General features: G+C 55.6%; 24 protein-coding genes. 17 read left to right on the top strand and 7 right to left on the bottom strand.

Annotation, left to right across the window (positions count from 1 at the left end; genetic code table 11):
- Positions 1–139: 139 nt before the first annotated feature.
- The 3 genes from traF to pspG all read left to right on the top strand — a co-directional run bounded on the left by traF (position 140) and on the right by pspG (position 2,856).
- On the top strand, positions 140–1,399 hold the full coding sequence (gene traF, locus ACOTYN_RS12645) for a conjugal transfer protein TraF (protein WP_176602214.1): 1,260 nt from the start codon (positions 140–142) through the stop codon (positions 1,397–1,399).
- An 82-nt stretch (positions 1,400–1,481) separates the two neighbouring features.
- The gene (gene dusA, locus ACOTYN_RS12640) at positions 1,482–2,477 is read left to right on the top strand and encodes a tRNA dihydrouridine(20/20a) synthase DusA (RefSeq protein ID WP_063944083.1); all 996 of its coding nucleotides are present in this window, start codon (positions 1,482–1,484) and stop codon (positions 2,475–2,477) included.
- Positions 2,478–2,613: 136 nt separating this feature from the next.
- Entirely contained in the window at positions 2,614–2,856 is a 243-nt protein-coding gene (gene pspG, locus ACOTYN_RS12635; protein WP_071922693.1) for an envelope stress response protein PspG, read from the top strand.
- A 184-nt stretch (positions 2,857–3,040) separates the two neighbouring features.
- On the opposite strand, the gene ACOTYN_RS12630 is transcribed toward pspG, so the two are convergent.
- Positions 3,041–4,024: a quinone oxidoreductase gene (locus ACOTYN_RS12630; protein ID WP_014882145.1), complete on the bottom strand. Its 984-nt coding sequence runs from the start codon at positions 4,022–4,024 to the stop codon at positions 3,041–3,043.
- A gap of 66 nt (positions 4,025–4,090) precedes the next feature.
- On the opposite strand from ACOTYN_RS12630, the gene dnaB reads away from it, so the two are divergent.
- The 6 genes from dnaB (at position 4,091) to ACOTYN_RS12600 (ending at position 9,729) form a co-directional block, all read left to right on the top strand.
- The gene (gene dnaB, locus ACOTYN_RS12625) at positions 4,091–5,503 is read left to right on the top strand and encodes a replicative DNA helicase (RefSeq protein WP_008503375.1); all 1,413 of its coding nucleotides are present in this window, start codon (positions 4,091–4,093) and stop codon (positions 5,501–5,503) included.
- Positions 5,504–5,519: 16 nt separating this feature from the next.
- A complete protein-coding gene (gene alr, locus ACOTYN_RS12620) occupies positions 5,520–6,599 on the top strand; it encodes an alanine racemase (protein ID WP_332957884.1) in 1,080 nt (359 codons plus the stop codon).
- A gap of 119 nt (positions 6,600–6,718) precedes the next feature.
- On the top strand, positions 6,719–7,912 hold the full coding sequence (gene tyrB, locus ACOTYN_RS12615) for an aromatic amino acid transaminase (RefSeq protein WP_014882147.1): 1,194 nt from the start codon (positions 6,719–6,721) through the stop codon (positions 7,910–7,912).
- Positions 7,913–8,129: 217 nt separating this feature from the next.
- Entirely contained in the window at positions 8,130–8,843 is a 714-nt protein-coding gene (aphA, locus tag ACOTYN_RS12610; RefSeq protein ID WP_014882148.1) for an acid phosphatase AphA, read from the top strand.
- 113 nt (positions 8,844–8,956) lie between these two features.
- On the top strand, positions 8,957–9,373 hold the full coding sequence (locus ACOTYN_RS12605; protein ID WP_014882149.1) for a secondary thiamine-phosphate synthase enzyme YjbQ: 417 nt from the start codon (positions 8,957–8,959) through the stop codon (positions 9,371–9,373).
- Between the two features lie 2 nt (positions 9,374–9,375).
- On the top strand, positions 9,376–9,729 hold the full coding sequence (locus ACOTYN_RS12600) for an MmcQ/YjbR family DNA-binding protein (protein ID WP_014882150.1): 354 nt from the start codon (positions 9,376–9,378) through the stop codon (positions 9,727–9,729).
- A 2-nt stretch (positions 9,730–9,731) separates the two neighbouring features.
- Here ACOTYN_RS12600 and uvrA read toward each other — a convergent pair whose 3' ends face one another.
- A complete protein-coding gene (gene uvrA, locus ACOTYN_RS12595) occupies positions 9,732–12,554 on the bottom strand; it encodes an excinuclease ABC subunit UvrA (RefSeq protein ID WP_023331804.1) in 2,823 nt (940 codons plus the stop codon).
- Between the two features lie 251 nt (positions 12,555–12,805).
- Here uvrA and ssb1 point away from each other — a divergent pair, with 251 nt between their 5' ends.
- Positions 12,806–13,333 (top strand): single-stranded DNA-binding protein SSB1, encoded by a 528-nt coding sequence (gene ssb1, locus ACOTYN_RS12590; RefSeq protein WP_014882152.1) that lies wholly within the window; start codon positions 12,806–12,808, stop codon positions 13,331–13,333.
- A 59-nt stretch (positions 13,334–13,392) separates the two neighbouring features.
- Here the strand turns inward: ssb1 and ACOTYN_RS12585 are convergent, their stop codons facing one another.
- On the bottom strand, positions 13,393–13,674 hold the full coding sequence (locus ACOTYN_RS12585; RefSeq protein WP_014882153.1) for a YjcB family protein: 282 nt from the start codon (positions 13,672–13,674) through the stop codon (positions 13,393–13,395).
- A 527-nt stretch (positions 13,675–14,201) separates the two neighbouring features.
- Here ACOTYN_RS12585 and ACOTYN_RS12580 point away from each other — a divergent pair.
- On the top strand, positions 14,202–15,767 hold the full coding sequence (locus tag ACOTYN_RS12580) for an EAL domain-containing protein (protein WP_023336605.1): 1,566 nt from the start codon (positions 14,202–14,204) through the stop codon (positions 15,765–15,767).
- Positions 15,768–15,773: 6 nt separating this feature from the next.
- On the opposite strand, the gene soxS is transcribed toward ACOTYN_RS12580, so the two are convergent.
- Positions 15,774–16,100 (bottom strand): superoxide response transcriptional regulator SoxS, encoded by a 327-nt coding sequence (gene soxS, locus ACOTYN_RS12575; RefSeq protein WP_008503387.1) that lies wholly within the window; start codon positions 16,098–16,100, stop codon positions 15,774–15,776.
- 98 nt (positions 16,101–16,198) lie between these two features.
- Between soxS and soxR the strand changes: the two genes are divergently transcribed.
- The 4 genes from soxR to ACOTYN_RS12555 all read left to right on the top strand — a co-directional run bounded on the left by soxR (position 16,199) and on the right by ACOTYN_RS12555 (position 21,076).
- The gene (gene soxR, locus ACOTYN_RS12570; protein WP_014882155.1) at positions 16,199–16,657 is read left to right on the top strand and encodes a redox-sensitive transcriptional activator SoxR; all 459 of its coding nucleotides are present in this window, start codon (positions 16,199–16,201) and stop codon (positions 16,655–16,657) included.
- Between the two features lie 304 nt (positions 16,658–16,961).
- On the top strand, positions 16,962–17,633 hold the full coding sequence (locus ACOTYN_RS12565) for a glutathione S-transferase family protein (protein WP_063667367.1): 672 nt from the start codon (positions 16,962–16,964) through the stop codon (positions 17,631–17,633).
- A gap of 296 nt (positions 17,634–17,929) precedes the next feature.
- The gene (gene ghxP / locus ACOTYN_RS12560) at positions 17,930–19,279 is read left to right on the top strand and encodes a guanine/hypoxanthine transporter GhxP (protein WP_014882157.1); all 1,350 of its coding nucleotides are present in this window, start codon (positions 17,930–17,932) and stop codon (positions 19,277–19,279) included.
- Between the two features lie 150 nt (positions 19,280–19,429).
- Entirely contained in the window at positions 19,430–21,076 is a 1,647-nt protein-coding gene (locus tag ACOTYN_RS12555) for a Na+/H+ antiporter (protein ID WP_014882158.1), read from the top strand.
- A gap of 81 nt (positions 21,077–21,157) precedes the next feature.
- Here the strand turns inward: ACOTYN_RS12555 and ACOTYN_RS12550 are convergent, their stop codons facing one another.
- A complete protein-coding gene (locus ACOTYN_RS12550; protein WP_058690668.1) occupies positions 21,158–22,045 on the bottom strand; it encodes a LysR family transcriptional regulator in 888 nt (295 codons plus the stop codon).
- Positions 22,046–22,147: 102 nt separating this feature from the next.
- Here ACOTYN_RS12550 and ACOTYN_RS12545 point away from each other — a divergent pair, with 102 nt between their 5' ends.
- Positions 22,148–22,558: a CidA/LrgA family protein gene (locus ACOTYN_RS12545; protein ID WP_014882160.1), complete on the top strand. Its 411-nt coding sequence runs from the start codon at positions 22,148–22,150 to the stop codon at positions 22,556–22,558.
- The gene (locus tag ACOTYN_RS12540) at positions 22,551–23,240 is read left to right on the top strand and encodes an LrgB family protein (RefSeq protein WP_014882161.1); all 690 of its coding nucleotides are present in this window, start codon (positions 22,551–22,553) and stop codon (positions 23,238–23,240) included. The genes ACOTYN_RS12545 and ACOTYN_RS12540 overlap by 8 nt, the downstream gene beginning before the upstream one ends.
- 32 nt (positions 23,241–23,272) lie before the next feature.
- Here ACOTYN_RS12540 and actP read toward each other — a convergent pair whose 3' ends face one another.
- Together actP and ACOTYN_RS12530 are read right to left on the bottom strand one after the other, a co-directional pair.
- Positions 23,273–24,922: a cation/acetate symporter ActP gene (gene actP, locus ACOTYN_RS12535; protein WP_014882162.1), complete on the bottom strand. Its 1,650-nt coding sequence runs from the start codon at positions 24,920–24,922 to the stop codon at positions 23,273–23,275.
- Positions 24,919–25,233 carry a DUF485 domain-containing protein gene (locus ACOTYN_RS12530; RefSeq protein WP_014882163.1) on the bottom strand — a complete coding sequence of 105 codons (315 nt, stop codon included), beginning with the start codon at positions 25,231–25,233 and terminating at the stop codon, positions 24,919–24,921. Before ACOTYN_RS12530 ends, actP begins: the two co-directional genes overlap by 4 nt.
- Between the last annotated feature and the right edge of the window lie 11 nt (positions 25,234–25,244).

The raw sequence follows: 25,244 nt of genomic DNA, 5'->3' as shown, positions 1-25,244 counted from the left end.
TTTTGCTTCTTATTCACAGCAATAGTTCGTTCCTGTTTGGGTGATAACAGACAGGGGTTATCTAATAACAAACTATTACGGGCATACTGTGAAAAAACATTTTAAATTTTCGGTGGTTAGCATTGCTGTTTCCCTGTTTATGGCAAATCAGGCGGGAGCAGCCAATACCTGGACAGAATCACGTAGCGACGCCATGGGCGGGACGGGCGTAGCCGCTGGCAGTTATGGCAGCGGAGCGTTAATCAACCCCGCGCTGCTGGCAAAGGCAAAACCGGACGATGATGTGACGGTCATTTTGCCATCCGTTGGGGTGCAGGTGACGGATGAAGACAATCTTCAGGATGAGATTGATACCATCAACGACAAAATCAATCACTATAAGGATGTGGTTGATAACCTTACGCCTATTGAAGTCATCACCAATCCGTTAGGTTCGATCAACCAGTTCCAGGGCGCGGCCAAAGATCTTGCCGATGAACTGGACTATCTCAAGGGTAAAACTGCACGTGCAACGGCAGGGGCAGGACTTGCCGTGAGTATCCCTAACGATGTGCTTTCCGTGGCCTTTATGGCCAAAGGTTATGCTCATGGTCGGGTTAGCTCATCTATCGACCAGCAAGATATTGATTATCTGCGCAGTATTCAACGAAGCGATGTGGTTGCTGCCGGTGTTGCCCTGGATGCAGCGCTGAATGGCACGGATCAGATTACCAAAAACCTCAACTCAACGGCGTCTGGCCGGGCGGCGATTGTGTCCGACTACGGTATTGCGGTTGCCCGTCAGTTCGATCTCGGGGGCATCCCGGTTTCCGTTGGCGTCACGCCAAAACTGCAAAAAACCTGGATCTATAACTACACCACTTCCATCTACGATTACGACAGTAATAAGTGGAACGATAGCCGCTACCGTACAGACGATACGGGCTTTAACGTTGATGCTGGTATTGCCGCTGATTTTGGCGAAAACTGGACGGTCGGCCTGAGCGGGCAAAACCTGATGTCACGCGATATCGACAGCAAGGATATCCGCATCCGCAATGGGCGTACGGGAGAAGTGGTGAGCTATAAAGACACCTACCAGATCCGTCCGCTGGTCACCGCGGGCGCCGCCTGGCACAACGATCTTGTTACGCTGACCGCTGATGGCGATCTGACCGAAACCAAAGGTTTCAAGAGCGAAGATACGTCGCAGTATGTTGGGGTAGGTGCTGAAGTAACCCCGCTGAGCTGGCTGGCGGTACGCGCAGGTTATCGCGCTGACGTGAAGGGTAACGACAGCAACGTCTTTACCGGTGGTGTCGGCTTCGCGCCGTTCAACACCGTGCATGTTGACCTGATGGGCCTCTACGGTGAAGACGAAACCTGGGGCGCAGGGGCACAGCTAAGCATGACGTTCTAAAGTGCACCGGAGGCGCTGCGCCTCCGGCTTTTCTTTGTGCTATAGTAGCGCCCCTTTTCCACCAGATGCTTAAAACTTCGCCATGTTGTCAGAATACCAGACCGCTTTCCCAGCACACCGTTTCTCCATTGCGCCAATGCTCGACTGGACGGACAGACACTGCCGCTTCTTCCTGCGTCAGCTCTCCCACCATACGCTGCTGTACACCGAAATGGTGACCACTGGTGCAATCATTCACGGCAAGGGCGACTATCTCGCATACAGTGAAGAAGAGCATCCGGTTGCCTTGCAGCTGGGTGGCAGCGATCCGGCCGCGCTGGCGCAGTGTGCGAAGCTGGCGGAAGCGCGCGGCTATGACGAGATTAACCTCAACGTTGGCTGTCCTTCAGACCGTGTGCAAAACGGTATGTTCGGTGCGTGTCTGATGGGGAACGCGCAGCTGGTTGCCGACTGTATCAAGGCGATGCGTGATGTGGTCTCCATTCCCGTGACGGTCAAAACCCGTATCGGCATTGACGACCAGGACAGCTACGAATTCCTGTGCGATTTCATCAACACGGTGTCCGGCAAAGGCGAATGCGAGATGTTTATCATCCACGCCCGTAAAGCCTGGCTCTCCGGCCTGAGCCCGAAAGAGAACCGTGAGATCCCACCGCTGGACTATCCGCGCGTATATCAGCTTAAACGTGATTTCCCGCATCTGACGATGTCGATCAACGGCGGTATTAAGTCGCTTGAAGAAGCCAAAGCGCACCTTGAACATATGGACGGCGTGATGGTCGGACGCGAGGCGTATCAGAACCCGGGCATTCTGGCGACGGTCGACCGTGAAATCTTTGGCGTTGACGGCGCCGATACCGATCCGGTTGCCGTCGTGCGCGCCATGTATCCTTACATTGAGCGCGAGCTGAGCAACGGCACGTATCTCGGCCACATTACCCGCCATATGTTGGGCCTGTTCCAGGGCATACCGGGGGCGCGGCAGTGGCGTCGTTACCTCAGTGAGAACGCACATAAAGCCGGTGCGGATATCGAGGTGCTGGAACATGCGCTGCGACTGGTCGCAGATAAGCGATAATTTTCGCTAAAAGATCGTCAAATTCACCACGCCCTGCATATCATTGCGGGGCGTTTTTCTTTAAGAACAATGATTTAGTTTTGGCATGATTCTTGTAATACAAACTGTATTACTCGGGAACTCGTGGGAGAGCACCATGCTGGAACTACTTTTTGTCATTGGCTTTTTTGTCATGCTGTTAGCCACGGGCGTTTCGCTGCTTGGCATTCTCGTTGCGCTCGTCGTGGCGACGGTGGTGATGTTTATCGGCGGACTGTTTGCCCTGACCATCAAGCTGCTGCCGTGGTTATTACTGGCCATTGCGGTGGTGTGGGCGATACGGGCGATTAAATCACCAAAACTGCCGACTTATCAGCGCAATAACCGCTTCCGTTACTAAGGTATTGAGGGGTTCGTCACATACTTGTAACTTTCCCGGCAGCATTACTTAGAACAGAATAGGATTTACTTATCGAATCTGTCACTATGGCTGCCGCTACAGAATTCATCGAGCTGTACCCTACATACAGCCGAACTAAAAAAAGAAAGGGCTTCCCACGGGAAGCCCAATTTCTTTTTGGAGCTCAGGGAATGAGTAAACTTGAACCCTGTGTCGCCCGGCTTTCCAGCACCTCATGCGCACGCTGCGCATCGGTCAGCGGATATTTCTGCGCATCCGCCACGTCCACCTTAATCACGCCGCTGGCGATCAGCGAGAACAGCTCGTTGCTGGCTTCCTCCAGTTCTTCCCGGTTGGTGATATAGCCCTGCAGGGAAGGGCGGGTCACGTAGAGCGAGCCTTTCTGATTCAGGATGCCAAGATTGACGCCAGTGACAGCGCCTGACGCATTCCCGAAGCTCACCATCAGCCCGCGACGTTGCAGGCAGTCCAGCGACGCCTCCCAGGTGTCTTTGCCCACCGAGTCATACACCACGCGCACTTTTTTACCGCCAGTAATCTCTTTCAGGCGCTCGACGATGCTCTCTTCGCGATAGTTGATCACCTGCCACGCCCCCGCGTCCAGCGCACGCTGCGCTTTTTGGGCATTGCCCACGGTACCGATGAGTTTCGCGCCTAAGGCTTTCGCCCACTGGCAGGCAATCAGCCCCACGCCACCCGCTGCGGCATGAAAAAGAAACTGCTCGTCGGGTTTAATTTCATAGGTTTTGCGCAGCAGATAGTAAACCGTTAACCCCTTCAGGAACGAAGCGGCCGCCTGCTCGAAGGAGATAGCGCCAGGCAGCAGAGCGGCTTTATCCGCCGGAACGTTGTGGACGGAGCTGTAAGCGCCCAGCGCAGATTGCGCATACACCACGCGGTCGCCCTCTTTAATATGCTTAACCGCGCTGCCCACTTTAATGACGACACCGGCCGCCTCGGTGCCCAGACCACTCGGCATTGACGGAGGCGGGTAGAGACCGCCGCGAATATAGGTATCGATGTAGTTAATGCCGATAGCTTTGTTTTCAACCTGGATTTCGTTCTCGCCAGGCGCTGCGGGGGTAAACTCCACCGCTTTCAGTACGTCCGGACCGCCGTGTTTCTGGAACTCAATGCGCGTTGCCATGCTCCCTCCGTAAGAAAAATATGGTAATCTTTCGACCCACTCTTTATCTCGGTAACTCCATTCACTATGGCAGGAAACAAACCCTTCAACAAACAGACTGAACCCCGCGAGCGTGATTTCCAGGTCGCAGGGTTAAAAGTCCCGCCGCACTCGATTGAAGCGGAACAGTCGGTGTTGGGCGGTTTAATGCTGGATAACGAACGCTGGGACGACGTCGCTGAGCGCGTGGTGTCTGAGGATTTCTACACCCGTCCGCACCGTCATATCTTTACCGAAATGGCGCGCCTGCAGGAGTCGGGCAGCCCGATTGACCTGATTACGCTCGCGGAATCGCTTGAGCGTCAGGGTCAGCTGGACAGCGTCGGCGGGTTTGCCTACCTGGCAGAACTGTCAAAAAACACGCCAAGTGCGGCGAACATCAGCGCTTATGCTGATATCGTGCGGGAACGTGCCGTCGTCCGTGAGATGATATCGGTGGCGAACGAGATCGCCGAAGCCGGTTTTGATCCGCAGGGGCGCACCAGCGAAGACCTGCTCGACCTGGCGGAGTCCCGCGTCTTTAAAATTGCCGAAAGCCGTGCGAACAAAGACGAAGGGCCTAAAAACATTGCCGATGTGCTCGACGCGACCGTGGCGCGTATCGAGCAGTTGTTCCAGCAACCGCATGATGGTGTCACCGGGGTCAACACCGGTTATGACGACCTCAACAAAAAGACCGCCGGCCTGCAGCCGTCGGATCTGATTATCGTTGCGGCGCGTCCGTCGATGGGTAAAACGACATTTGCGATGAACCTCGTCGAAAATGCCGCAATGTTGCAGGATAAACCTGTTCTCATCTTCAGTCTTGAGATGCCCTCCGAGCAGATTATGATGCGTTCTCTGGCATCGCTGTCGCGCGTGGACCAGACCCGTATCCGTACCGGCCAGCTCGATGATGAAGACTGGGCGCGTATCTCCGGCACGATGGGCATTCTGCTGGAAAAACGTAACATCTATATCGATGACTCCTCTGGCCTGACGCCGACGGAAGTGCGCTCCCGCGCGCGCCGTATCGCCCGCGAACACGGCGGCATCGGCCTCATCATGATCGACTACCTCCAGCTGATGCGCGTGCCGTCGCTCTCCGATAACCGTACGCTGGAAATTGCAGAGATTTCCCGCTCGCTCAAGGCGTTAGCCAAAGAGCTGCACGTGCCGGTGGTGGCGCTATCGCAGCTGAACCGCTCCCTGGAACAACGTGCCGATAAACGCCCGGTCAACTCCGACCTGCGTGAATCCGGCTCCATCGAGCAGGATGCCGACTTAATCATGTTCATCTACCGTGATGAGGTTTATCACGAGAACAGCGACCTGAAAGGGATCGCCGAAATTATTATTGGTAAACAACGTAACGGCCCGATCGGGACGGTGCGTCTGACCTTTAACGGACAGTGGTCGCGTTTCGACAACTACGCCGGTCCTCAATATGATGATGAGTAATTTCTAAGGAATTCAAATGCAAGCGGCAACTGTAGTCATTAACCGCCGCGCTCTGCGACACAACCTGCAACGTTTGCGTGAACTGGCGCCCGCCAGCAAGCTCGTTGCAGTCGTGAAAGCGAACGCTTACGGACACGGTCTTCTTGAGACCGCGCGAACGCTCCCCGATGCCGACGCCTTTGGCGTCGCCCGTCTTGAAGAAGCTCTCCGCCTGCGTGCGGGGGGGATCACGCAACCCATTTTGCTGCTGGAAGGCTTTTTCGAAGCCACAGACTTGCCTACGATTGCTGACCAGCATCTGCACACGGCGGTACATAACGAAGAACAGCTGTCCGCGCTGGAAAACGCCGAGCTGAGTGAACCCGTTACCGTCTGGATGAAGCTCGACACGGGCATGCACCGTCTGGGCGTTCGCCCGGAAAATGCGGAGGCGTTTTATCAGCGTTTGTGCCGGTGCAAAAACGTGCGCCAGCCCGTGAACATCGTCAGCCATTTTGCGCGTGCCGATGAGCCTGAATGTGGGGCAACCGAGCAGCAGCTCGATATCTTTAACACCTTCTGCGAAGGCAAGCCGGGAATGCGCTCGATTGCGGCTTCCGGCGGGATCCTGCTGTGGCCGCAGTCGCACTTTGACTGGGCGCGCCCGGGCATTATTCTTTATGGCGTGTCGCCTCTGGAGAGCAAACCCTGGGGGCCGGACTTTAGCTTTAAGCCAGTGATGTCTCTGGTCTCGAATCTGATTGCCGTGCGTGAGCACAAAGCGGGCGAGCCGGTGGGCTATGGCGGCACCTGGATTAGCGAGCGCGACACGCGCCTTGGCGTGGTGGCGATGGGCTACGGAGATGGCTATCCGCGTGCTGCACCGACAGGTACACCGGTGCTGGTCAACGGTCGCGAGGTCAACATTGTCGGTCGCGTCGCGATGGACATGATTTGCGTGGACCTTGGACCCGACGCCCAGGATAAAGCAGGTGATGATGTGGTGATGTGGGGTGAGGGCCTGCCCGTTGAGCGCATTGCTGAAATCACGAAAGTGAGTGCTTACGAACTTATCACGCGCCTGACCTCCCGGGTGGCGATGAAATACCTTGACTGAACCGTCTGTGAAGTGAGGTTATTAACCTCACTTCAACTTTATTAACATCCTCTCGACCTTCTCACACTTCCGGTTTATTGTTGAAACTCCTGCCTCATCGAATTCCGGAGAACCATCGCGTGTTTCAGAACGTTGACGCCTATGCCGGCGACCCTATTCTCTCCTTAATGGAGCGTTTCAAAGAAGATCCTCGCAGCGATAAAGTGAACCTCAGCATCGGTTTGTATTACAACGAAGAGGGTATTATTCCTCAGTTACAAGCCGTTGCCGAAGCCGAAGCGCGTCTGAATGCGGTCCCGCATGGAGCGTCGCTCTATCTGCCGATGGAAGGGCTCAATGCGTACCGCAATACCATCGCACCGCTGCTGTTTGGGGCCGATCATCCGGTACTTGCGCAAAAACGTGTGGCGACCATCCAGACGCTGGGTGGATCGGGCGCGCTGAAAGTTGGTGCTGATTTCCTGAAAAAATACTTCCCGGATTCCGGCGTGTGGGTCAGTGACCCGACGTGGGAAAACCACGTCGCAATTTTTGAGGGCGCAGGCTTTAATGTCGAGACTTATCCGTGGTTTGACAGCGAAACCAACGGCGTGCGCGTTGAAGCCCTGCTGGAAAAACTGAAAACGTTGCCGGCGCGCAGCATTGTGCTGCTGCATCCGTGCTGCCACAACCCAACGGGTGCGGACCTCACCAATGACCAGTGGGATGCCGTCATTGAGGTGCTCAAGGCTCGCAACCTGATTCCATTCCTCGACATCGCCTATCAGGGCTTTGGCGCCGGGATGGAAGACGATGCCTATGCTATCCGCGCCGTTGCGAGTGCCGGCCTGCCTGTGCTGGTGAGCAACTCTTTCTCGAAAATCTTCTCCCTGTATGGCGAACGCGTCGGCGGGCTGTCCGTGGTCTGCGAAGATGCCGAAGCTGCCAGCCGCGTGCTGGGCCAGCTTAAAGCTACGGTGCGCCGTATCTACTCCAGCCCCCCGAACTTTGGTGCGCAGGTTGTGGCGACGGTACTCGGCGACGAACAGCTGAAAGCTAGCTGGCTTGCCGAAGTGGAATCCATGCGTAAGCGCATTCTGTCGATGCGTCAGGAGCTGGTCAACGTGCTGAAAGAGGCGGTACCGGGGCATAACTTTGATTATCTGATCAGGCAGCGCGGGATGTTCAGCTACACCGGTTTGAGCGCCGCGCAGGTCGACCGTCTGCGCGACGAGTTCGGCGTCTACCTGATTGCCAGCGGCCGCATGTGCGTCGCGGGTCTCAATGCCAGCAACGTTCATCGCGTGGCACAGGCATTTGCTGCGGTAATGTAAGTACTCACTATGGTTTCTCCCTCTCCCTGTGGGAGAGGGCCGGGGTGAGGGCATCAGGCTACTCAGGTCGATGTCTCGCTTTGTGATCGTCTTCTTTTTCTGCAGATTGATAATCAAAAACTCCTTTTCTTCACCTGCCGCTGGGGTTATGGTCGGATAGTTTTTTGACCATTCACTCAAAATAAAACGATAACAAACTGAATATTCAGGGGAAAATATGCGCAAGATCACACTGGCGCTCAGCGCCGCCTGCTTATTGTTCTCACTTAATAGTGCCGTCGTCGCGCGCGCTTCTGCGCCAACGCCGCTTTACACCGGCACTACCGCTGCCATTCTTGCCGAACAGGCTCCTATTCACTGGGTATCCGTAGCCCAAATCGAAAACAGTCTGATGGGCCGCCCGCCCATGGCCGTTGGCTTTGATATTGACGACACCGTTCTGTTCTCCAGCCCGGGATTCTGGCGCGGCAAAAAAATGTATTCGCCGGACAGCGAAGCGTATCTGAAGAACCCGGCGTTCTGGGAAAAGATGAATAACGGCTGGGACGATTACAGTATCCCGAAAGAGGTCGCCCGGGCGGTCATTGCCATGCATGTGAAGCGCGGCGACAGCATTTACTTCGTCACCGGTCGTAGTCAGACCAAAACAGAAACCGTCTCCAGAACCCTGCAGGATGATTTCCAGATCCCGGCTGCCAACATGAACCCGGTCATTTTTGCGGGTGACAAAGAAGGGCAAAACACCAAAACCCAGTGGCTGGAGAAGAAAAACATCAAAGTGTTCTATGGTGATTCGGATAACGACATTACCGCGGCGCAGGATACAGGAGCCAGAGCGATCAGGGTGTTACGCGCCTCTAACTCGACCTATCGACCGCTGCCAATGGCCGGAAAATTTGGCGAAGAGGTGATTGTTAACTCGGAGTATTAAGCGTCTGGCCGCGAGTTTGATTCTTTTTTAATCAAATCTCGCTGCGGCGGGTTTTACCTTTCGACTTCTTGCTGCACACTTAGAAAGGTTCATCTTTCTAAACGGAGCAGCACATGTGGTATCAACAGACCCTGACCTTAAGCGCTAAACCCCGCGGGTTTCACCTGGTGACGGAGGAAGTCATCGGGCAAATCCGCGATTTGTCGCGCGTCAGAACGGGTTTACTGCATCTGCTGCTTCAACACACGTCAGCCTCCCTCACGCTTAATGAAAATTGCGATCCCACTGTCCGGTCTGATATGGAAAACCATTTTCTGAAGAGTGTCCCGGACAACGCCCCCTATGAGCACGATTATGAGGGCGCAGATGACATGCCTTCGCATATCAAATCTTCTCTGCTCGGGGTATCGCTGATGCTGCCGGTACATAACGGGCGGCTACTGCTGGGAACGTGGCAAGGGATCTGGCTGGGAGAACATCGCATTCACGGTGGTTCGCGTAAAATTATCGCAACGCTACAAGGGGAATAATGATGACAATTTCGGAGCTACTTCAGTACTGCATGAGTAAACCTGGCGCGGAGCAGAGCGTGCATAGCGACTGGAAAGCCACGCAGATAAAAGTGGGAGATGTGCTGTTTGCGATGGTGAAAGAGGTCGAAGGCCGCCCGGCCGCGTCGCTGAAAACCAGCCCGGAGCTGGCGGATTTGCTACGTCAGCAGCATGATGATGTGAGGCCGAGCAAACACCTGAATAAGGCGCACTGGAGCACGGTTTATCTGGATGGATCCCTGCCCGGCTCGCAAATTTACTATCTGGTGGATGCGTCTTATAAACAGGCCGTAGAGCTGCTGCCGGAAGCGACCCGACAACAACTCTCCGTCTGACATTACAGCAACGGTTTAAGGAAGCGCGCGGTGTGCGAGGCTTCGCACTCTGCAACGGTCTCTGGCGTACCGGAGACGAGGATTTCACCGCCGCCGCTGCCGCCTTCCGGGCCGAGATCGACAATCCAGTCCGCGGTTTTAATCACGTCCAGATTATGTTCGATGACCACAATCGTGTTGCCCTGATCGCGCAGCTGATGCAGCACGTCGAGCAACTGCTGGATATCCGCAAAGTGCAGACCGGTGGTCGGCTCATCCAGAATATACAGCGTCTGACCGGTGCCGCGTTTGGAGAGCTCACGCGCCAGCTTCACGCGCTGGGCTTCACCGCCCGACAGCGTAGTGGCGGACTGCCCCAGACGAATGTAGGTCAGACCGACGTCCATCAGGGTCTGCAGCTTACGCGCCAGCGCAGGGACGGCGTCAAAGAACTCGCGCGCCTCTTCGATGGTCATGTCCAGCACTTCGTGAATGGTCTTGCCTTTGTACTTAATTTCCAGCGTTTCGCGGTTATAGCGTTTACCTTTGCACTGGTCGCACGGGACGTAGATATCCGGCAGGAAGTGCATCTCAACTTTGATGACGCCATCGCCCTGGCACGCTTCACAGCGGCCGCCGCGCACGTTAAAGCTGAACCGTCCCGGCGTGTACCCGCGTGAACGCGCTTCCGGCACGCCGGCGAACAGTTCACGTACGGGCGTGAAGACGCCGGTATAGGTCGCCGGGTTCGAGCGAGGGGTTCGGCCAATCGGGCTCTGGTCAATGTCGATAACCTTATCGAAATGTTCCAGCCCCTGAATGTCTCGGTACGGCGCGGGCTCGGCCAGCGTCGCACCGTTCAGCGCCGTCTGCGCAATCGGGAACAGGGTATCGTTAATCAGCGTCGATTTACCGGAACCGGACACGCCAGTGATGCAGGTAAACAGGCCAACCGGTAGCGTCAGCGTCACATCTTTCAGGTTGTTGCCGCGCGCGCCGGTCAGCTTCAGCACTTTTTCCGGATCTGCCGCTACGCGCTGTTTTGGCACCTCAATCTTACGCTTGCCGCTCATGTACTGGCCGGTCAGCGACTCGGGTACCGCCATAATGTCTTTCAGCGTCCCTTCCGCGACCACCTGACCGCCGTGTACGCCCGCGCCAGGACCAATGTCGATCACGTGATCCGCAGCGCGAATCGCGTCTTCGTCGTGCTCCACCACAATCACCGTGTTACCGAGGTTGCGCAGGTGGACCAACGTGCCGAGCAGACGTTCGTTGTCGCGCTGGTGCAGGCCGATTGACGGCTCATCCAGCACGTACATCACGCCGACTAAGCCCGCGCCAATCTGGCTGGCCAGGCGGATACGCTGGGCCTCACCGCCGGACAGCGTTTCTGCCGAGCGGGAAAGCGTCAGGTAGTTCAGACCCACGTTCACCAGGAACTTGAGACGATCGCCAATCTCCTTCAGCACTTTTTCAGCGATTTTCGCGCGCTGACCGGAGAGCTTCAGGTTGTTGAAGAAGTCCATCGCGTGGCCGATGCTCATGTCTGAGATGGTCGGCAGCGCCGTGTTTTCGACAAAGACATGACGCGCTTCGCGACGCAGACGCGTGCCTTCACAGGTGGCACAGGAGCGGTTGCTGATGAACTTCGCCAGCTCCTCGCGTACCGCGCTGGATTCGGTCTCCTTGTAGCGGCGCTCCATATTGTGCAGCACCCCTTCGAACGGGTGGCGACGCACGGAGGTATCACCGCGATCGTTCATGTATTTGAACTCAATGTTCTCTTTACCGGAACCGAAGAGGATCACTTTGTGCACGTTCGGGCTGAGGCTGGCCCACGGCGCTTCCACGTCGAACTTATAGTGCTCCGCCAGCGATTTCAGCATCTGGAAGTAGTAAAAGTTACGCTTATCCCAGCCGCGAATGGCGCCGCCTGCCAGCGACAGCTCAGGGTTCTGGATCACGCGGTCCGGGTCGAAATACTGCTGTACGCCCAGGCCGTCGCAGGTTGGGCATGCGCCTGCCGGGTTGTTAAACGAGAACAGACGCGGTTCCAGCTCGCGCATGCTGTAGCCGCAAATCGGGCAGGCAAAGTTGGCGGAGAAGAGCAGCTCTTCCGCTTTCGGGTCGTCCATATCGGAAACAACGGCGGTACCACCGGAGAGTTCCAGCGCCGTTTCGAACGATTCCGCAAGACGCGTCGCGAGGTCTTCACGCACCTTAAAGCGATCGATCACCACTTCAATGGTGTGCTTTTTCTGCAGCTCCAGTTTTGGCGGATCTGACAGGTCGCACACTTCGCCGTCAATACGGGCGCGGATATAGCCCTGGCTTGCCAGGTTCTCCAGCGTTTTGGTGTGTTCGCCTTTACGCTCTTTAATAATTGGCGCCAGCAGCATCAGGCGTTTGCCTTCCGGCTGCGACAGCACGTTATCCACCATCTGGCTCACGGTCTGCGCCGCCAGCGGGACGTCGTGGTCCGGGCAGCGCGGCTCACCCACGCGCGCATACAGCAGACGCAGGTAGTCGTGAATTTCAGTAATGGTACCGACCGTTGAACGCGGGTTATGCGAAGTCGACTTCTGCTCGATGGAGATCGCAGGCGATAACCCTTCAATATGATCGACATCCGGTTTTTCCATCAGCGACAGGAACTGACGCGCGTACGCGGAGAGAGATTCAACGTAACGACGCTGTCCTTCGGCATACAAGGTGTCGAAAGCCAGTGAGGATTTGCCAGACCCCGAAAGCCCGGTCACGACGATGAGTTTGTCGCGAGGGATTATGAGGTTGATATTTTTGAGATTGTGGGTGCGGGCGCCCCGAACTTCGATCTTATCCATTCACCTTTCCCGGTTGAAACACGGATTGCCTGGTTTGTTTGAAGGACAAACGGCTGTCAGAAACGGCTAATTATGACACAATTTAACCTGTTTGAATATACAGTATTGGAATGCATTTTCTGATTCGCTGTGTAACAATGTCGAGTTCGCGTGAGATTTCGGAACCGACTACGCAACTATGCAAATTGCCGCGTGGAAATGGTACACTCGCGCGTTTACACTATTAAGAAACGTATTCAGGAGACACGAACATGGCCAGCAGAGGCGTAAACAAGGTGATTCTCGTCGGTAATCTGGGCCAGGACCCGGAAGTACGCTACATGCCGAGTGGTGGCGCAGTTGCCAACATTACGCTGGCTACTTCCGAATCCTGGCGTGATAAAGCGACCGGTGAGATGAAAGAGCAGACTGAATGGCACCGCGTGGTGCTGTTTGGCAAACTGGCAGAAGTTGCCGGTGAGTATCTGCGTAAAGGTTCTCAGGTCTATATCGAAGGCCAACTGCGCACCCGTAAATGGACCGATCAGTCCGGCGCTGAGAAGTACACCACCGAAGTTGTGGTAAACGTTGGCGGTACCATGCAGATGCTGGGCGGCCGTCAGGGCGGTGGCGCGCCAGCAGGTGGCGGTCAGCAGCAGCAGGGCGGTTGGGGTCAGCCTCAGCAGCCACAGGGCGGCAACCAGTTCAGCGGCGGCGCGCAGTCTCGTCCGCAGCAGCAGTCTGCTCCGGCACCGTCTAACGAGCCACCAATGGACTTCGACGACGACATCCCGTTCTGATCAACGGATGCTCAAACAAAAAACCCAGACATCGTCTGGGTTTTTTATTTATACAGGAATCAGGTAATCACCATTGGCCAGTCTGGTGGCTGGTGGCTCATTGCCTCTACCATCACGACTTTAATATTTTCCCAGACAGCGGCAATATCCAGCAGGGTGATGCCCAACAGGCCCGTTGCGAACCAGCAAGCCGCGCCAAGTCCCAGCAGAGTGCTGATGACCGCAAGACCCGCGTAGTCAGATTTACGAAACTGAATGTTCAGCGTGCTGGCTAAAAACATCAGTACCGCGCTCAACAAAGGCCAGCGCAGGAGAACCATGCTGGTAGTAATGGTTGCCATAGAACCCATCCTCTACAAAACAGACGAACTGAATGAAACGGTGTTTCTCGTTACAGAATATGTGTGAACTATATCACATTTGTTGATTTATTCGCCAGCGTCTGAGCGTTCAAAATGGGGATTTTATTACGCAAAAAAGGCGATGGTGCCGGGTACCTGGGTCCCGATACCTGGGTGAGCGGACACACGATGGGCCAGCCACGAGGTTTTTATAAGTGGCACGTTATTTTTTGCTCATCCTGAAAATAATGTGGTAATAGCCGGGCATTTATAAAACATCGATTCTCTGTTGTGTTATCTTCAAACCCCACATGTTCGCTGGATAATTATTTCCCTTAATTGAAACGGAACGAATACTTACAGTTTAGCTTACGGGAAAATATTATCGTCATAACGAAATTTAAGATTTTTAATACTAAAAGTCAGTTGCTAACTTCGCATGATTCATGCAACGTAATCACCTGTTTAACAAAGCATCCGGCCTTCATTACTACAGGCGTACAACATGCAGGGATATAGGGCGGGAAATGAATCGTAGCGCGCGGCGCAAAATGCTCAGGGTAGTAGGGATCATCATGGTAGTTATGCTGCCGGTGATGCTTGCCCTATGGTTTGCCCAGCTAAGAGCCGTGTCGGAAACAAGCGCTCAGCTCCGTACATTTGCTGAACTGGCTTTAGACAAAACAGAACTGGTTATTCAACAAGTTGATCTGGCCCGGGACGAGGCCGAAAAATATCAGGGTAAACTTTGTACACCGGAACATCGCCAATATATGTTGAACGTTGTGCGTGGCCGCCTGTTTGTCGCTGATTTAATTTATGCAGAAGGTCAGAATTTTCTTTGTTCAACCGTTTTTACGCCGGACCAACCTTACGCGATCCCGATTGCCAATTACACCCGTAAACCTGACATCGCTATCTATTATTTTCGCGACACGCCATTTTATACTGGCTATAAAATGACATATATGCAGCGTGGAAATTATGTCGTGGTGGTCAATCCGCTTTCTTACAGCGAAGTGATGTCTACCGATCATTCTCTCTCCTGGGGAGTGTACGACACGGTAACCAATGCATTCTTTTCCGTTAGCCAGAAAGCTAATCCTTCTTTATTAAATTCGATGATTCAGGATAAGGAATCGGTATTTCAAAAAGATAACCGTTTCTATACCGTCGTGAAATCACCGAAACGGCCTATTGCCGCTATCGTGTCGACGTCAAATAAGCGTTTTTACGAAACGCTCTACCATCAGGCGACGTTGACGCTGCCGCTGGGGATGATCTGCAGCATTATTATTTTGCTGGTATGGTCGCGGACGCACCGCGAGCTTAATTCGCCAGGGCGGTTGCTGCATCGGGCGTTGCACAAACGACAGCTTTGCCTGCACTACCAGCCGATTATTGATATCAAGAACAACCAGTGCGTGGGGGCAGAGGCGTTGTTGCGCTGGCCGGGTTTCAACGGGCAGGTGATGAGTCCGGCTGAGTTTATTCCGCTGGCTGAAAAAGAGGGAATGAGCGAGCGGATTACGGATTATGTCGTTGAGGAGGTATTCAGCGATCTGGGCCATTTCCTGGCTGAGCATCCGCATCTCTATATTTCAATTAACCTGTCGGCCACGGATTTCCACTCCTCGCGGCTGATCGCCATGATTTCTGACAAGGCGCGCCACTATGCCGTCCGTGCCCAGCAAATCAAAATCGAAGTGACGGAACGTGGGTTCATTGATGTGCCAAAAACCACTCCGGTGATTCAGGCTTTCCGGCAGGCGGGTTATGAAGTGGCGATCGATGATTTCGGGACCGGTTACTCGAACCTGCACAACCTCTATTCGCTGAACGTCGACATTCTGAAAATCGATAAATCGTTTATCGATACGCTAACGACCAACAGCACCAGCCACCTGATCGCCGAGCATATTATCGAGATGGCGCAAAGCCTGCGGCTTAAAACCATTGCGGAAGGGGTCGAAACGGCAGAGCAGGTGAGTTGGTTGCTGAAGCGTGGCGTCCAGTTCTGTCAGGGATGGCACTTCGCGAAAGCGATGCCGCCCCAGGAATTTATGACCTGGCAGCAGCAACCTTTGCACTAAGGGTGATTAATTCAACTGGTGGCGATAGTCGCTCGGCGTACGGTCAAACTCGCGGCGAAACACGCGGGAAAAGGTTTGTTGCGACACATAGCCAAGATCCATCGCGATATCAAAAATCGGTCGCTGCGTTGAGCGTAACGCCTGCGCCGCCAGCAGCAATCTGCGCTGACGAATGTACTCACCCAGGGTTTGATGCATAACCGTGCGGAACATTCTCTGTAAATACCATTTCGAATAGCCCGACTTTTTAGCGACCACATCAATGTTCAACGGTTGATCGATATGATCATCAATCCATTCAATAAGTGTCTGAATAATCTGCTGATGCGACATAAGGTTGCCCCTCTGTAGATACAACTTTCTTGGTTGATTCGTCGTTTTCTCTGCGGGGGAGTATAATTCCTCAAGTTAACTTGAGGTAAAGAGGTTTTATGGAAAAGAGATTGCCGCGTATTAAAGCGCTTTTAACCCCCGGCGAAGTGGCAAAGCGAAGCGGTGTTGCGGTATCGGCGCTCCACTTCTATGAAAGCAAAGGGTTAATTAAAAGCATCCGTAACGGCGGAAACCAGCGCCGCTATACCCGTGACGTTCTCCGTTACGTGGCGATTATCAAAATTGCGCAACGAATCGGCATTCCCCTGGCGACGATAGGTGAGGCGTTTGGGGTGTTGCCGGAGGGCCACACGCTGAGCCCGAAAGAGTGGAAAGAGCTCTCCTCCCAGTGGCGTGAAGAACTGGACAGACGTATCCATACGCTGGTTGCGCTGCGCGATGAACTGGACGGTTGTATCGGCTGCGGCTGTCTGTCCCGTAGCGACTGCCCGTTGCGGAACCCCGGCGACAGGCTGGGCGAGCAGGGGACAGGGGCGCGGCTGCTGGAGGAGGAGTAAGTCTCTGCGGCCTGCGCGTCGGGTGGCGGCTGCGCCGCAAAAAGAACTAAAGCGCCACTAAGGGCGCTTTAGTTTTTCCCGGTCTTTGTCTTTCTCTCTATCCCGCTGGTTCACGGGAGGGTTTCCCCCGACATCAGCACCCCTCGTGTCGAGCTGGTTGGTGAGGTTCCGGATTGTGCTGACACTTTAATTCTATGCAAGCCCCGTTTTTTCGCCAGCGTCGCTGACCGGTTTTTAGCCGAATTTTTTTCGCGGTGTTGTTCAATTTTCTATAGTTAAAAAGTATGAATCACAGGAGAAGACCATGCTCACGGTACATCACCTTAACCAGTCGCGCTCACATCGTGTGATCTGGGCGCTGGAAGAACTCGCCCTGCCTTATGAGATCGTTCACTACCAGCGCGAAAAGAACATGCTGGCGCCTGAGGCTCTCAAAAAGGTACATCCGTTGGGCAAATCACCGGTCATCGAAGATAACGGGCTAATCCTCGCGGAATCGGGTGCCATTCTGGAGTACCTCCAGGAAACCTATGATGCCGAATCGCGCCTTAAGCCGTTAGATCCGGCGCATAAGGTGCAATACCGCTTCTGGCTGCATTACGCGGAAGGATCGCTGATGCCACTGCTGTTAATGAAGTTGGTTTTCAACAGCCTCGGCAAGCCGCCCGTGCCGCCAGGCATCCGACTCCTGGGCAAGGCGCTGGGTAAGGGGGTGCAGAAAGCGTATCTCAATCCCCAGCTGGAAACGCATGCGCGCTTTATTGATTCGCATCTCGCTCAAAACAGCTGGTTTGCCGGGGACGCGCTCAGCATGGCCGACATTCAGATGAGTTTCCCGATCTTTGCCCTGCTGGCGCGTGGGGGCATCGACAATCTGCCGCATATTGAGGCCTGGAAGCAAAAGGTCGATAACAGTCCCGGCTGGAAGCGAACCCTGGAACAGGGGGGGCCATTATCCATCCCGGGTGAGGATTGAAATGTAAACAAATTGCGCATAGACGATAACGTTTGCGCATCCTCTGTTTATTTCTTCAGCGTCATAAGCGAATTTTAGCGAAAAACGATAAAGTTCAGTTGAAAAGGGCGGTGTTTAGGCTGGATAATCGTTTGCCTTAATTTGACCACCCGTTTTTAAGCGCGGAGCTAAACGTTTGCTTTTTTTGTGACGCCCTTTCGTCGCAAACGCAAGACAAGGATTTGACGTATTAGCTGGCAGTGGCGTCTCCACCACGCTTATGAACGTTCTATAAAAACTCTCAGGGGATGTTTTCTATGTCTACGCCATCTGCGCGTACCGGCGGTTCACTTGACGCCATGTTTAAAATTTCGGCTCGCGGCAGCACCGTGCGTCAGGAAGTTGTTGCCGGTCTGACAACGTTTCTGGCGATGGTTTACTCCGTCATCGTTGTGCCGGGCATGCTGGGTAAAGCGGGCTTCCCGCCAGCAGCTGTTTTTGTCGCGACCTGCCTGGTAGCCGGTGTGGGCTCCATTGTGATGGGGCTGTGGGCGAACCTGCCGCTGGCGATTGGTTGCGCCATCTCTTTGACCGCGTTCACCGCATTCAGCCTGGTGCTGGGTCAGCAGATCAGCGTACCGGTCGCACTCGGCGCCGTGTTCCTGATGGGTGTGCTGTTCACCGTTATCTCTGCTACCGGCATTCGTAGCTGGATTTTGCGCAACCTGCCGCAGGGCGTGGCGCACGGCACCGGTATCGGCATCGGTCTGTTCCTGCTGCTGATCGCCGCTAACGGCGTGGGCCTGGTGATCAAGAACCCGCTGGACGGCCTGCCGGTGGCGCTGGGGCATTTCGCGAGCTTCCCGGTGATCATGTCGCTGATCGGTCTGGCGGTGATTATCGGTCTGGAAAAACTGAAAGTGCCGGGCGGCATTCTGCTGACCATTATCGGTGTATCCATTGTCGGCCTGATTTTCGATCCGAACGTCCACTTCTCCGGTATTTTCGCCATGCCGTCGCTGAGCGATGACAAGGGCAATTCTCTGATTGGCAGCCTGGATATCGTCGGTGCGCTTAACCCGGTAATCCTGCCAAGCGTGCTGGCGCTGGTGATGACCGCCGTGTTTGACGCAACCGGTACGATTCGCGCGGTGGCCGGTCAGGCTAACCTGCTGGATAAAGACGGTCAGATTATTGATGGCGGCAAAGCCCTGACGACTGACTCCCTGAGCAGCGTTTTCTCAGGACTGGTGGGCGCAGCGCCTGCGGCAGTGTATATCGAGTCCGCAGCGGGCACGGCTGCAGGCGGTAAAACCGGCCTGACGGCCATCACCGTCGGCGTGCTGTTCCTGCTGATCCTGTTCCTCTCTCCGCTCTCTTATCTGGTACCGGCTTACGCGACCGCGCCAGCGCTGATGTATGTCGGCCTGCTGATGCTGAGCAACGTGGCGAAGATCGACTTTGCGGATTTCGTGGATGCCATGTCTGGCCTGATTACCGCCGTGTTTATCGTGCTGACCTGTAACATCGTGACCGGCATCATGATCGGTTTCGCGTCGCTGGTCATTGGTCGTCTGGTCTCTGGTGAATGGCGCAAGCTGAACATCGGCACCGTGGTGATCGCCGTTGCGCTGGTGGCATTCTACGCAGGCGGCTGGGCCATCTAAGTTGTCCATTGATGCGAAAACGGGTGGCTCAGGCCGCCCGTTTTTATTTTCAGAGCTCATCCCGTTGCCTTTTGCGTTACTCTGAAGAAGATAGAATAAAAGGCACGACGCCTTCCGTAGTACATAAGTAACACAGCAAACAGGGAACGCATGGAAATCTTCTTCACAATACTCATCATGACCCTTGTGGTCTCATTATCCGGGGTGGTTACACGCGTACTGCCCTTTCAGGTCCCCCTGCCATTAATGCAAATTGCCATCGGCGCGCTGCTGGCGTGGCCGACGTTTGGCCTGCACGTGGAATTTGACCCCGAACTGTTCCTCGTGCTGTTTATTCCGCCACTGCTGTTTGCTGATGGCTGGAAAACGCCCACGCGCGAATTCCTTGAGCACGGGCGAGAGATCTTCGGCCTGGCGCTGGCGCTGGTCGTCGTCACCGTCGTCGGGATTGGCTTCCTGATTTACTGGGCCGTACCGGGTATCCCGTTAATCCCCGCCTTTGCGCTGGCCGCCGTGCTCTCGCCAACCGATGCCGTGGCGCTTTCCGGCATTGTGGGTGAAGGTCGTATTCCGAAGAAAATCATGGGGATTTTGCAGGGCGAGGCGCTGATGAATGACGCCTCTGGTCTGGTCGCCCTGAAGTTTGCCGTGGCGGTTGCCATGGGGACGATGGTCTTTACCATTGGCGGCGCGACGCTGGAATTCTTCAAAGTGGCGATTGGCGGTATCCTCGCGGGCTTTGTGGTGAGCTGGCTGTATGGTCGCTCCCTGCGCTTCCTCAGCCGCTGGGGCGGTGATGAACCCGCCACGCAAATCGTACTGCTGTTCCTGCTGCCGTTTGCCTCCTACCTGATTGCCGAACATATTGGCGTATCGGGCATTCTGGCGGCGGTAGCGGCAGGGATGACCATTACCCGCTCCGGCGTGATGCGCCGCGCGCCGCTGGCAATGCGTCTGCGTGCCAACAGCACCTGGGCGATGCTGGAATTCGTGTTTAATGGCATGGTTTTCCTGCTGTTGGGCCTGCAACTGCCGGGCATTATGGAGTCCTCGCTGATTGCGGCAGAGGCCGATCCGAACGTTGAAGTCTGGATGCTGTTTACCGACATCGTGCTGATCTACATGGCACTGATGCTGGTGCGTTTTGGCTGGCTCTGGACGATGAAGAAATTCAGCGTGCGCTTCCTGACGAAAAAGCCGATGGAGTTTGGCTCCTGGACCACACGCGAGCTGCTGATTGCCTCTTTCGCTGGTGTGCGTGGGGCGATCACCCTTGCCGGTGTGCTCTCTATTCCGCTGCTGCTGCCGACGGGCGATGTCTTCCCGGCGCGCTACGAGCTGGTGTTCCTGGCGGCAGGCGTGATCCTCTTCTCGCTGTTCGTGGGTGTGGTGATGCTGCCGATTTTACTGCAGCACATTGACGCCGGGGATTCGACCCAACAGCATAAAGAGGAGCGTATTGCGCGTGCGGCTACCGCCGAAGTGGCGATAGTCGCTATTCAGAAAATGGAAGAGCGTCTGGCGGCGGATACAGACGAGAACATCGATAATCAGCTGCTGACGGAAGTGAGTTCCCGCGTGATTGGTAACCTGCGCCGTCGGGCTGACGGACGTAATGACGTGGAAAGCTCGCTGCAGGAGGAAAACCTGGAACGCCGGTTCCGCCTGGCGGCGCTGCGTTCAGAGCGTGCCGAGCTGTACCATCTGCGTGCCACGCGGCAGATCAGCAACGAGACGCTGCAAAAGCTGCTGCACGATCTGGATTTGCTGGAAGCGTTGTTGATAGAGAATCAGTAGCGCGCTTTTGCCCGGTGGCGCTGCGCTTACCGGGCCTACATTCGAATCGTAGGCCGGGTAAGGCGAAGCCGCCACCCGGCACTATTCAGACTGCACCCAAAACCCCTCACAACACTGCAGCCATGCCTGTGCGCTATGCGACAGATACACCCCTTCACGCCAGATCATCCCTAACTGCCAGTGCAGCTCGCTCTCCAGCGGGACCCAGCGAAGCGTATTTTTATCCAGCCGCTCGCAAATCGGCTGCGGCAGAATGGCAATCCCCACGCCAGCCTGAACCATCGCGGCCAGAAAATCCCACTGACCGCTGCGCACCGCAATGCGTGGCTTCACATTATGTTGGTTAAACAGCGTCATCAGCTGGCGGCTTAAGGCGAAGTCTTCGTTGTAGATCAGCAACGGATGTTCGCCGAGCAGTTCGGGTTTCACCGAGTCAATTTTCAGCCAGTCACCGGAGCGCGGTACGAGCACGCACAGCGGATGGCTGAACAGCGGCAGCGTCGCCAGACCGCTCTCTTCCTCTACGGGGAGGGCCGTCATCGCCACATCCAGCTCGCCGTTCATCACGGCCTGCTGGACGGTCAGGCCGCCAAATTCAGAAATTTTTAGCTCAACGCCGGGGTAGCGCTGACGAAAGAGGCTAATCGGCCCGGCCATCATCATGCCGACCATCGGCGGAATGCCAAGACGTAATAGCCCTTTGGTAAGGTGGTTGATATCCGCAAGCTCAGCCTCAAGCTGGCGGAACTCAGCCAGAATCGCCAGCCCGCGCTCGAAGACCACGCGCCCGGTATCCGTCAGCAGCAGCTTGCGTCCGTCACGAAGCAGCAGGGTACAGTTCAGCTCGTCCTCAAGGTTTTTCAGCATCTTGCTGATGGTCGGCTGGGTAACGAACAACTTCTCCGCTGCGCGGGTAAAACTTTGCTGGCGAACCACCTCGACAAAATAGCGCAGCGTTCTTATGTCCATGATTATTCCTCGAAACTATACCTTCGATGATTTTAATTCATTTCTGTCCCTGACGTGCGCTCACTATACTGGCGCCTCGTCTCAATTTTGAGGAAAACCCCCATGGCCGTGGCGTTAAGTCGTGTTACGCCTGCCGTTGTGCAACGACTCCAGGTACCGGTTCAGGTACTGCTCTATGCCGGACTGTTTGTTTTCGCGGAATATCTTGTCGACTGGCTGCACCTGCCTTTACCCGCCAACCTGGTCGGGATGGTGCTAATGCTAACGCTGATCCTCTGTCGCGCGTTGCCCCTTAGCTGGGTGCGAGCCGGCGCGCGCTGGCTGCTGGCGGAGATGCTGCTGTTCTTCGTGCCTGCGGTGGTCGCGGTGGTGAACTATGCCCAGCTGCTGATGGTCGACGGCTGGCGCATCTTCGCGGTTATCGCCCTGAGTACGCTGATGGTATTGGGCGCCACTGCCTGGGTGGTGGATAAAGTCTATCGCTTTGAAATCAGCAGGCAGAAGCATGACTAACGTTCAGATAAGCGTGCTGTGTCTGATTGCGACCATCGTAATCTACTTTGCCAACAAGCGTTTGTACCGCCGCTTTCGCGCGCTGCCGCTCATGCCGCTGGTGTTCACCCCCATCCTGCTGGTGCTCATGCTGGTCTTCGGCCATATTTCCTGGCAGAACTACATTGGAGAATCCCACTGGCTGCTGTGGCTGCTCGGCCCGGCCACCATCGCCTTTGCCGTTCCCGTGTACGACAACCTGAATATTATTAAACGCCACTGGATGTCGCTTAGCGCAGGCGTTCTGACTGCCACGGTGGTGGCGGTGTGTAGCTCGGTCTGGCTGGCGCGGCTGTTTACGCTGCCCGATGAAATTCAGCGCAGCCTGGCCGTGCGTTCGGTGACGACGCCGTTTGCGCTGGCAGCGGCTAAACCGCTTGGCGGGCAGCCGGATCTGGTGGCGCTGTTTGTGGTCGTGACGGGCGTCTTTGGCATGGCGGTGGGCGATATGCTCTTTTTGCGGCTTTCTATTCGGGAGGGGATGGCGAAAGGGGCAGGGTTTGGCGCGGCGTCTCATGGCGCAGGTACGGCGCGTTCGTATGAGCTGGGTCAGCAGGAAGGCGTGGTGGCAAGTCTGGTGATGATGCTCTCTGGCGTGACGATGGTGCTAATCGCACCGCTGGTGGCATGGGTGATGTTTTAAACTCCCCGGCCTGAGAGACCGGGGAGAAAAGCTTAGTGTGCGCGGCCCTGTTCAACGCCCAGGCCGGTTTGGGAGCGAATAAACTGGGCGCGGAATTTCTCACGCTCCAGGTTACCTTCCGGCGAGTTGTCGGTGGCCGAGAAGACCCAGATACCAATAAACGCCACGGCAATCGAGAACAGCGCCGGATACTCATACGGGAAAATGGCGCTTTCGTGACCGAGGATCTGTACCCAGATGGTCGGGCCCAGAATCATCAGGATCACCGCCGTCAGCAGCCCCAGCCAGCCGCCAATCATCGCCCCACGGGTGGTCAGTTTTGACCAGTACATGGAGAGCAGAATGATCGGGAAGTTACAACTCGCCGCAATCGAGAAGGCCAGCCCCACCATAAAGGCGATGTTCTGCTTCTCGAACAGAATACCGAGCAAAATGGCGACCACACCCAGCACCAGCACGGTGATCTTAGAGACTTTCAGCTCGTCACGTTCGCTTGCCCCTTTACGGAACACGTTGGCGTAGAGGTCGTGCGAGACCGCAGAGGCACCGGCCAGCGTCAGTCCCGCTACCACGGCAAGGATGGTGGCGAAGGCCACGGCAGAGATAAAGCCGAGGAACAGGTTACCGCCCACCGCGTCGGCCAGATGCACCGCCGCCATGTTGTTGCCGCCAATCAGCGCACCCGCCGCGTCTTTAAACGCCGGGTTTGCCCCTACCAGCATGATCGCGCCAAAGCCGATGATAAAGGTCAGGATGTAGAAATAACCCATAAAGCCGGTGGCGTAGAAGACGCTCTTACGCGCTTCACGCGCATCGCTCACGGTGAAGAAACGCATCAGAATGTGTGGCAGGCCCGCGGTACCGAACATCAGGCCGAGACCGAGGGAGAGTGCGGATATCGGATCTTTCACCAGCCCGCCGGGGCTCATGATTGCCTCTCCTTTTGGATGAACCGCCATCGCTTCGGTAAACAGGTTATTGAAGCTGAACCCGACGTGCTTCATCACCATAAAGGCCATAAAGCTGGCGCCGAACAGCAGCAGGACCGCTTTGATAATCTGTACCCAAGTGGTCGCCAGCATGCCGCCGAACAGGACGTACATCACCATCAGGACGCCAACCAGTACCACGGCGATGTGGTAGTTCAGACCGAACAGCAGTTCGATCAATTTACCTGCCCCGACCATCTGCGCAATCAGGTATAGCGCAACCACCACCAGCGAACCGCAGGCGGAGAGGGTACGAATGGGCCCCTGTTTCAGGCGATAGGAGGCCACGTCAGCGAAGGTATAGCGCCCGAGGTTGCGCAAGCGCTCGGCAATGAGGAACAGGATGATCGGCCAGCCGACGAGGAAGCCCAGGGAGTAGATCAGGCCGTCGTAGCCGGAGGTATAAACCAGCGCGGAGATCCCGAGGAACGAGGCGGCAGACATAAAGTCGCCCGCTATCGCCAGCCCGTTCTGGAAACCGGTAATGTTGCCGCCCGCGGTGTAATAATCATTACGAGAGCGCACGCGCTTCGACGCCCAGTAAGTGATGTACAGGGTCAGCAGGACGAAAATCAGGAACATCACAATCGCCTGCCAGTTAGTCGGCTGACGCTGAACGTCGCCGGTGATGGCATCCGCCGCGTGGGCGGCAAAAGGAAGTGTGGCGGCAAGCGCCGTCAGGATCCGCTTCATGATGCTTTTACCTCTTGCAGTACCGCTCTGTTGAGACGATCGAATTCACCGTTCGCGCGCCAGACGTACACGCCGGTCAGTAAGAAGGAGATCACAATCACGCCAATGCCAATAGGAATGCCGCGCGTGACGCTGGTGCCCGCGTGCAGCGGGGTGCCCAGCCAGTGCGGAGCAAAGGCGATCAGCATAATAAAGCCGACGTAGATAATCAGCATGATGATAGAAAGGATGAAGGCAAACCGTTGCCGTTTTTCGACGAGCTCCCTGTAGTGCGCACTATTCTCTATCTGCTGACAAATATGGTCATTCATCACAGAGTCTC

Source organism: Enterobacter cloacae complex sp. IR5458 (genome assembly GCF_049238025.1).
In the GTDB taxonomy this organism is placed as follows: Bacteria; Pseudomonadota; Gammaproteobacteria; order Enterobacterales; family Enterobacteriaceae; genus Enterobacter; species Enterobacter kobei.
This window is presented reverse-complemented; position numbering and strand designations above follow the sequence as displayed.

What these genes read in the sequence shown, in the direction of transcription:
- ACOTYN_RS12585 (WP_014882153.1), bottom strand. Translation starts at nt 13,674, where the DNA reads ATGGCAACCATTACTACCAGCATGGTTCTCCTGCGCTGGCCTTTGTTG.
- dnaB (WP_008503375.1), top strand. Translation starts at nt 4,091, where the DNA reads ATGGCAGGAAACAAACCCTTCAACAAACAGACTGAACCCCGCGAGCGT.
- dusA (WP_063944083.1), top strand. Translation starts at nt 1,482, where the DNA reads ATGTTGTCAGAATACCAGACCGCTTTCCCAGCACACCGTTTCTCCATT.
- ghxP (WP_014882157.1), top strand. Translation starts at nt 17,930, where the DNA reads ATGTCTACGCCATCTGCGCGTACCGGCGGTTCACTTGACGCCATGTTT.
- ACOTYN_RS12605 (WP_014882149.1), top strand. Translation starts at nt 8,957, where the DNA reads ATGTGGTATCAACAGACCCTGACCTTAAGCGCTAAACCCCGCGGGTTT.
- aphA (WP_014882148.1), top strand. Translation starts at nt 8,130, where the DNA reads ATGCGCAAGATCACACTGGCGCTCAGCGCCGCCTGCTTATTGTTCTCA.
- ACOTYN_RS12630 (WP_014882145.1), bottom strand. Translation starts at nt 4,024, where the DNA reads ATGGCAACGCGCATTGAGTTCCAGAAACACGGCGGTCCGGACGTACTG.
- ssb1 (WP_014882152.1), top strand. Translation starts at nt 12,806, where the DNA reads ATGGCCAGCAGAGGCGTAAACAAGGTGATTCTCGTCGGTAATCTGGGC.
- ACOTYN_RS12530 (WP_014882163.1), bottom strand. Translation starts at nt 25,233, where the DNA reads ATGAATGACCATATTTGTCAGCAGATAGAGAATAGTGCGCACTACAGG.
- ACOTYN_RS12565 (WP_063667367.1), top strand. Translation starts at nt 16,962, where the DNA reads ATGCTCACGGTACATCACCTTAACCAGTCGCGCTCACATCGTGTGATC.
- uvrA (WP_023331804.1), bottom strand. Translation starts at nt 12,554, where the DNA reads ATGGATAAGATCGAAGTTCGGGGCGCCCGCACCCACAATCTCAAAAAT.
- ACOTYN_RS12540 (WP_014882161.1), top strand. Translation starts at nt 22,551, where the DNA reads ATGACTAACGTTCAGATAAGCGTGCTGTGTCTGATTGCGACCATCGTA.
- traF (WP_176602214.1), top strand. Translation starts at nt 140, where the DNA reads ATGGCAAATCAGGCGGGAGCAGCCAATACCTGGACAGAATCACGTAGC.
- soxS (WP_008503387.1), bottom strand. Translation starts at nt 16,100, where the DNA reads ATGTCGCATCAGCAGATTATTCAGACACTTATTGAATGGATTGATGAT.
- pspG (WP_071922693.1), top strand. Translation starts at nt 2,614, where the DNA reads ATGCTGGAACTACTTTTTGTCATTGGCTTTTTTGTCATGCTGTTAGCC.
- actP (WP_014882162.1), bottom strand. Translation starts at nt 24,922, where the DNA reads ATGAAGCGGATCCTGACGGCGCTTGCCGCCACACTTCCTTTTGCCGCC.
- soxR (WP_014882155.1), top strand. Translation starts at nt 16,199, where the DNA reads ATGGAAAAGAGATTGCCGCGTATTAAAGCGCTTTTAACCCCCGGCGAA.
- alr (WP_332957884.1), top strand. Translation starts at nt 5,520, where the DNA reads ATGCAAGCGGCAACTGTAGTCATTAACCGCCGCGCTCTGCGACACAAC.
- ACOTYN_RS12545 (WP_014882160.1), top strand. Translation starts at nt 22,148, where the DNA reads ATGGCCGTGGCGTTAAGTCGTGTTACGCCTGCCGTTGTGCAACGACTC.
- ACOTYN_RS12580 (WP_023336605.1), top strand. Translation starts at nt 14,202, where the DNA reads ATGAATCGTAGCGCGCGGCGCAAAATGCTCAGGGTAGTAGGGATCATC.
- ACOTYN_RS12555 (WP_014882158.1), top strand. Translation starts at nt 19,430, where the DNA reads ATGGAAATCTTCTTCACAATACTCATCATGACCCTTGTGGTCTCATTA.
- ACOTYN_RS12600 (WP_014882150.1), top strand. Translation starts at nt 9,376, where the DNA reads ATGACAATTTCGGAGCTACTTCAGTACTGCATGAGTAAACCTGGCGCG.
- ACOTYN_RS12550 (WP_058690668.1), bottom strand. Translation starts at nt 22,045, where the DNA reads ATGGACATAAGAACGCTGCGCTATTTTGTCGAGGTGGTTCGCCAGCAA.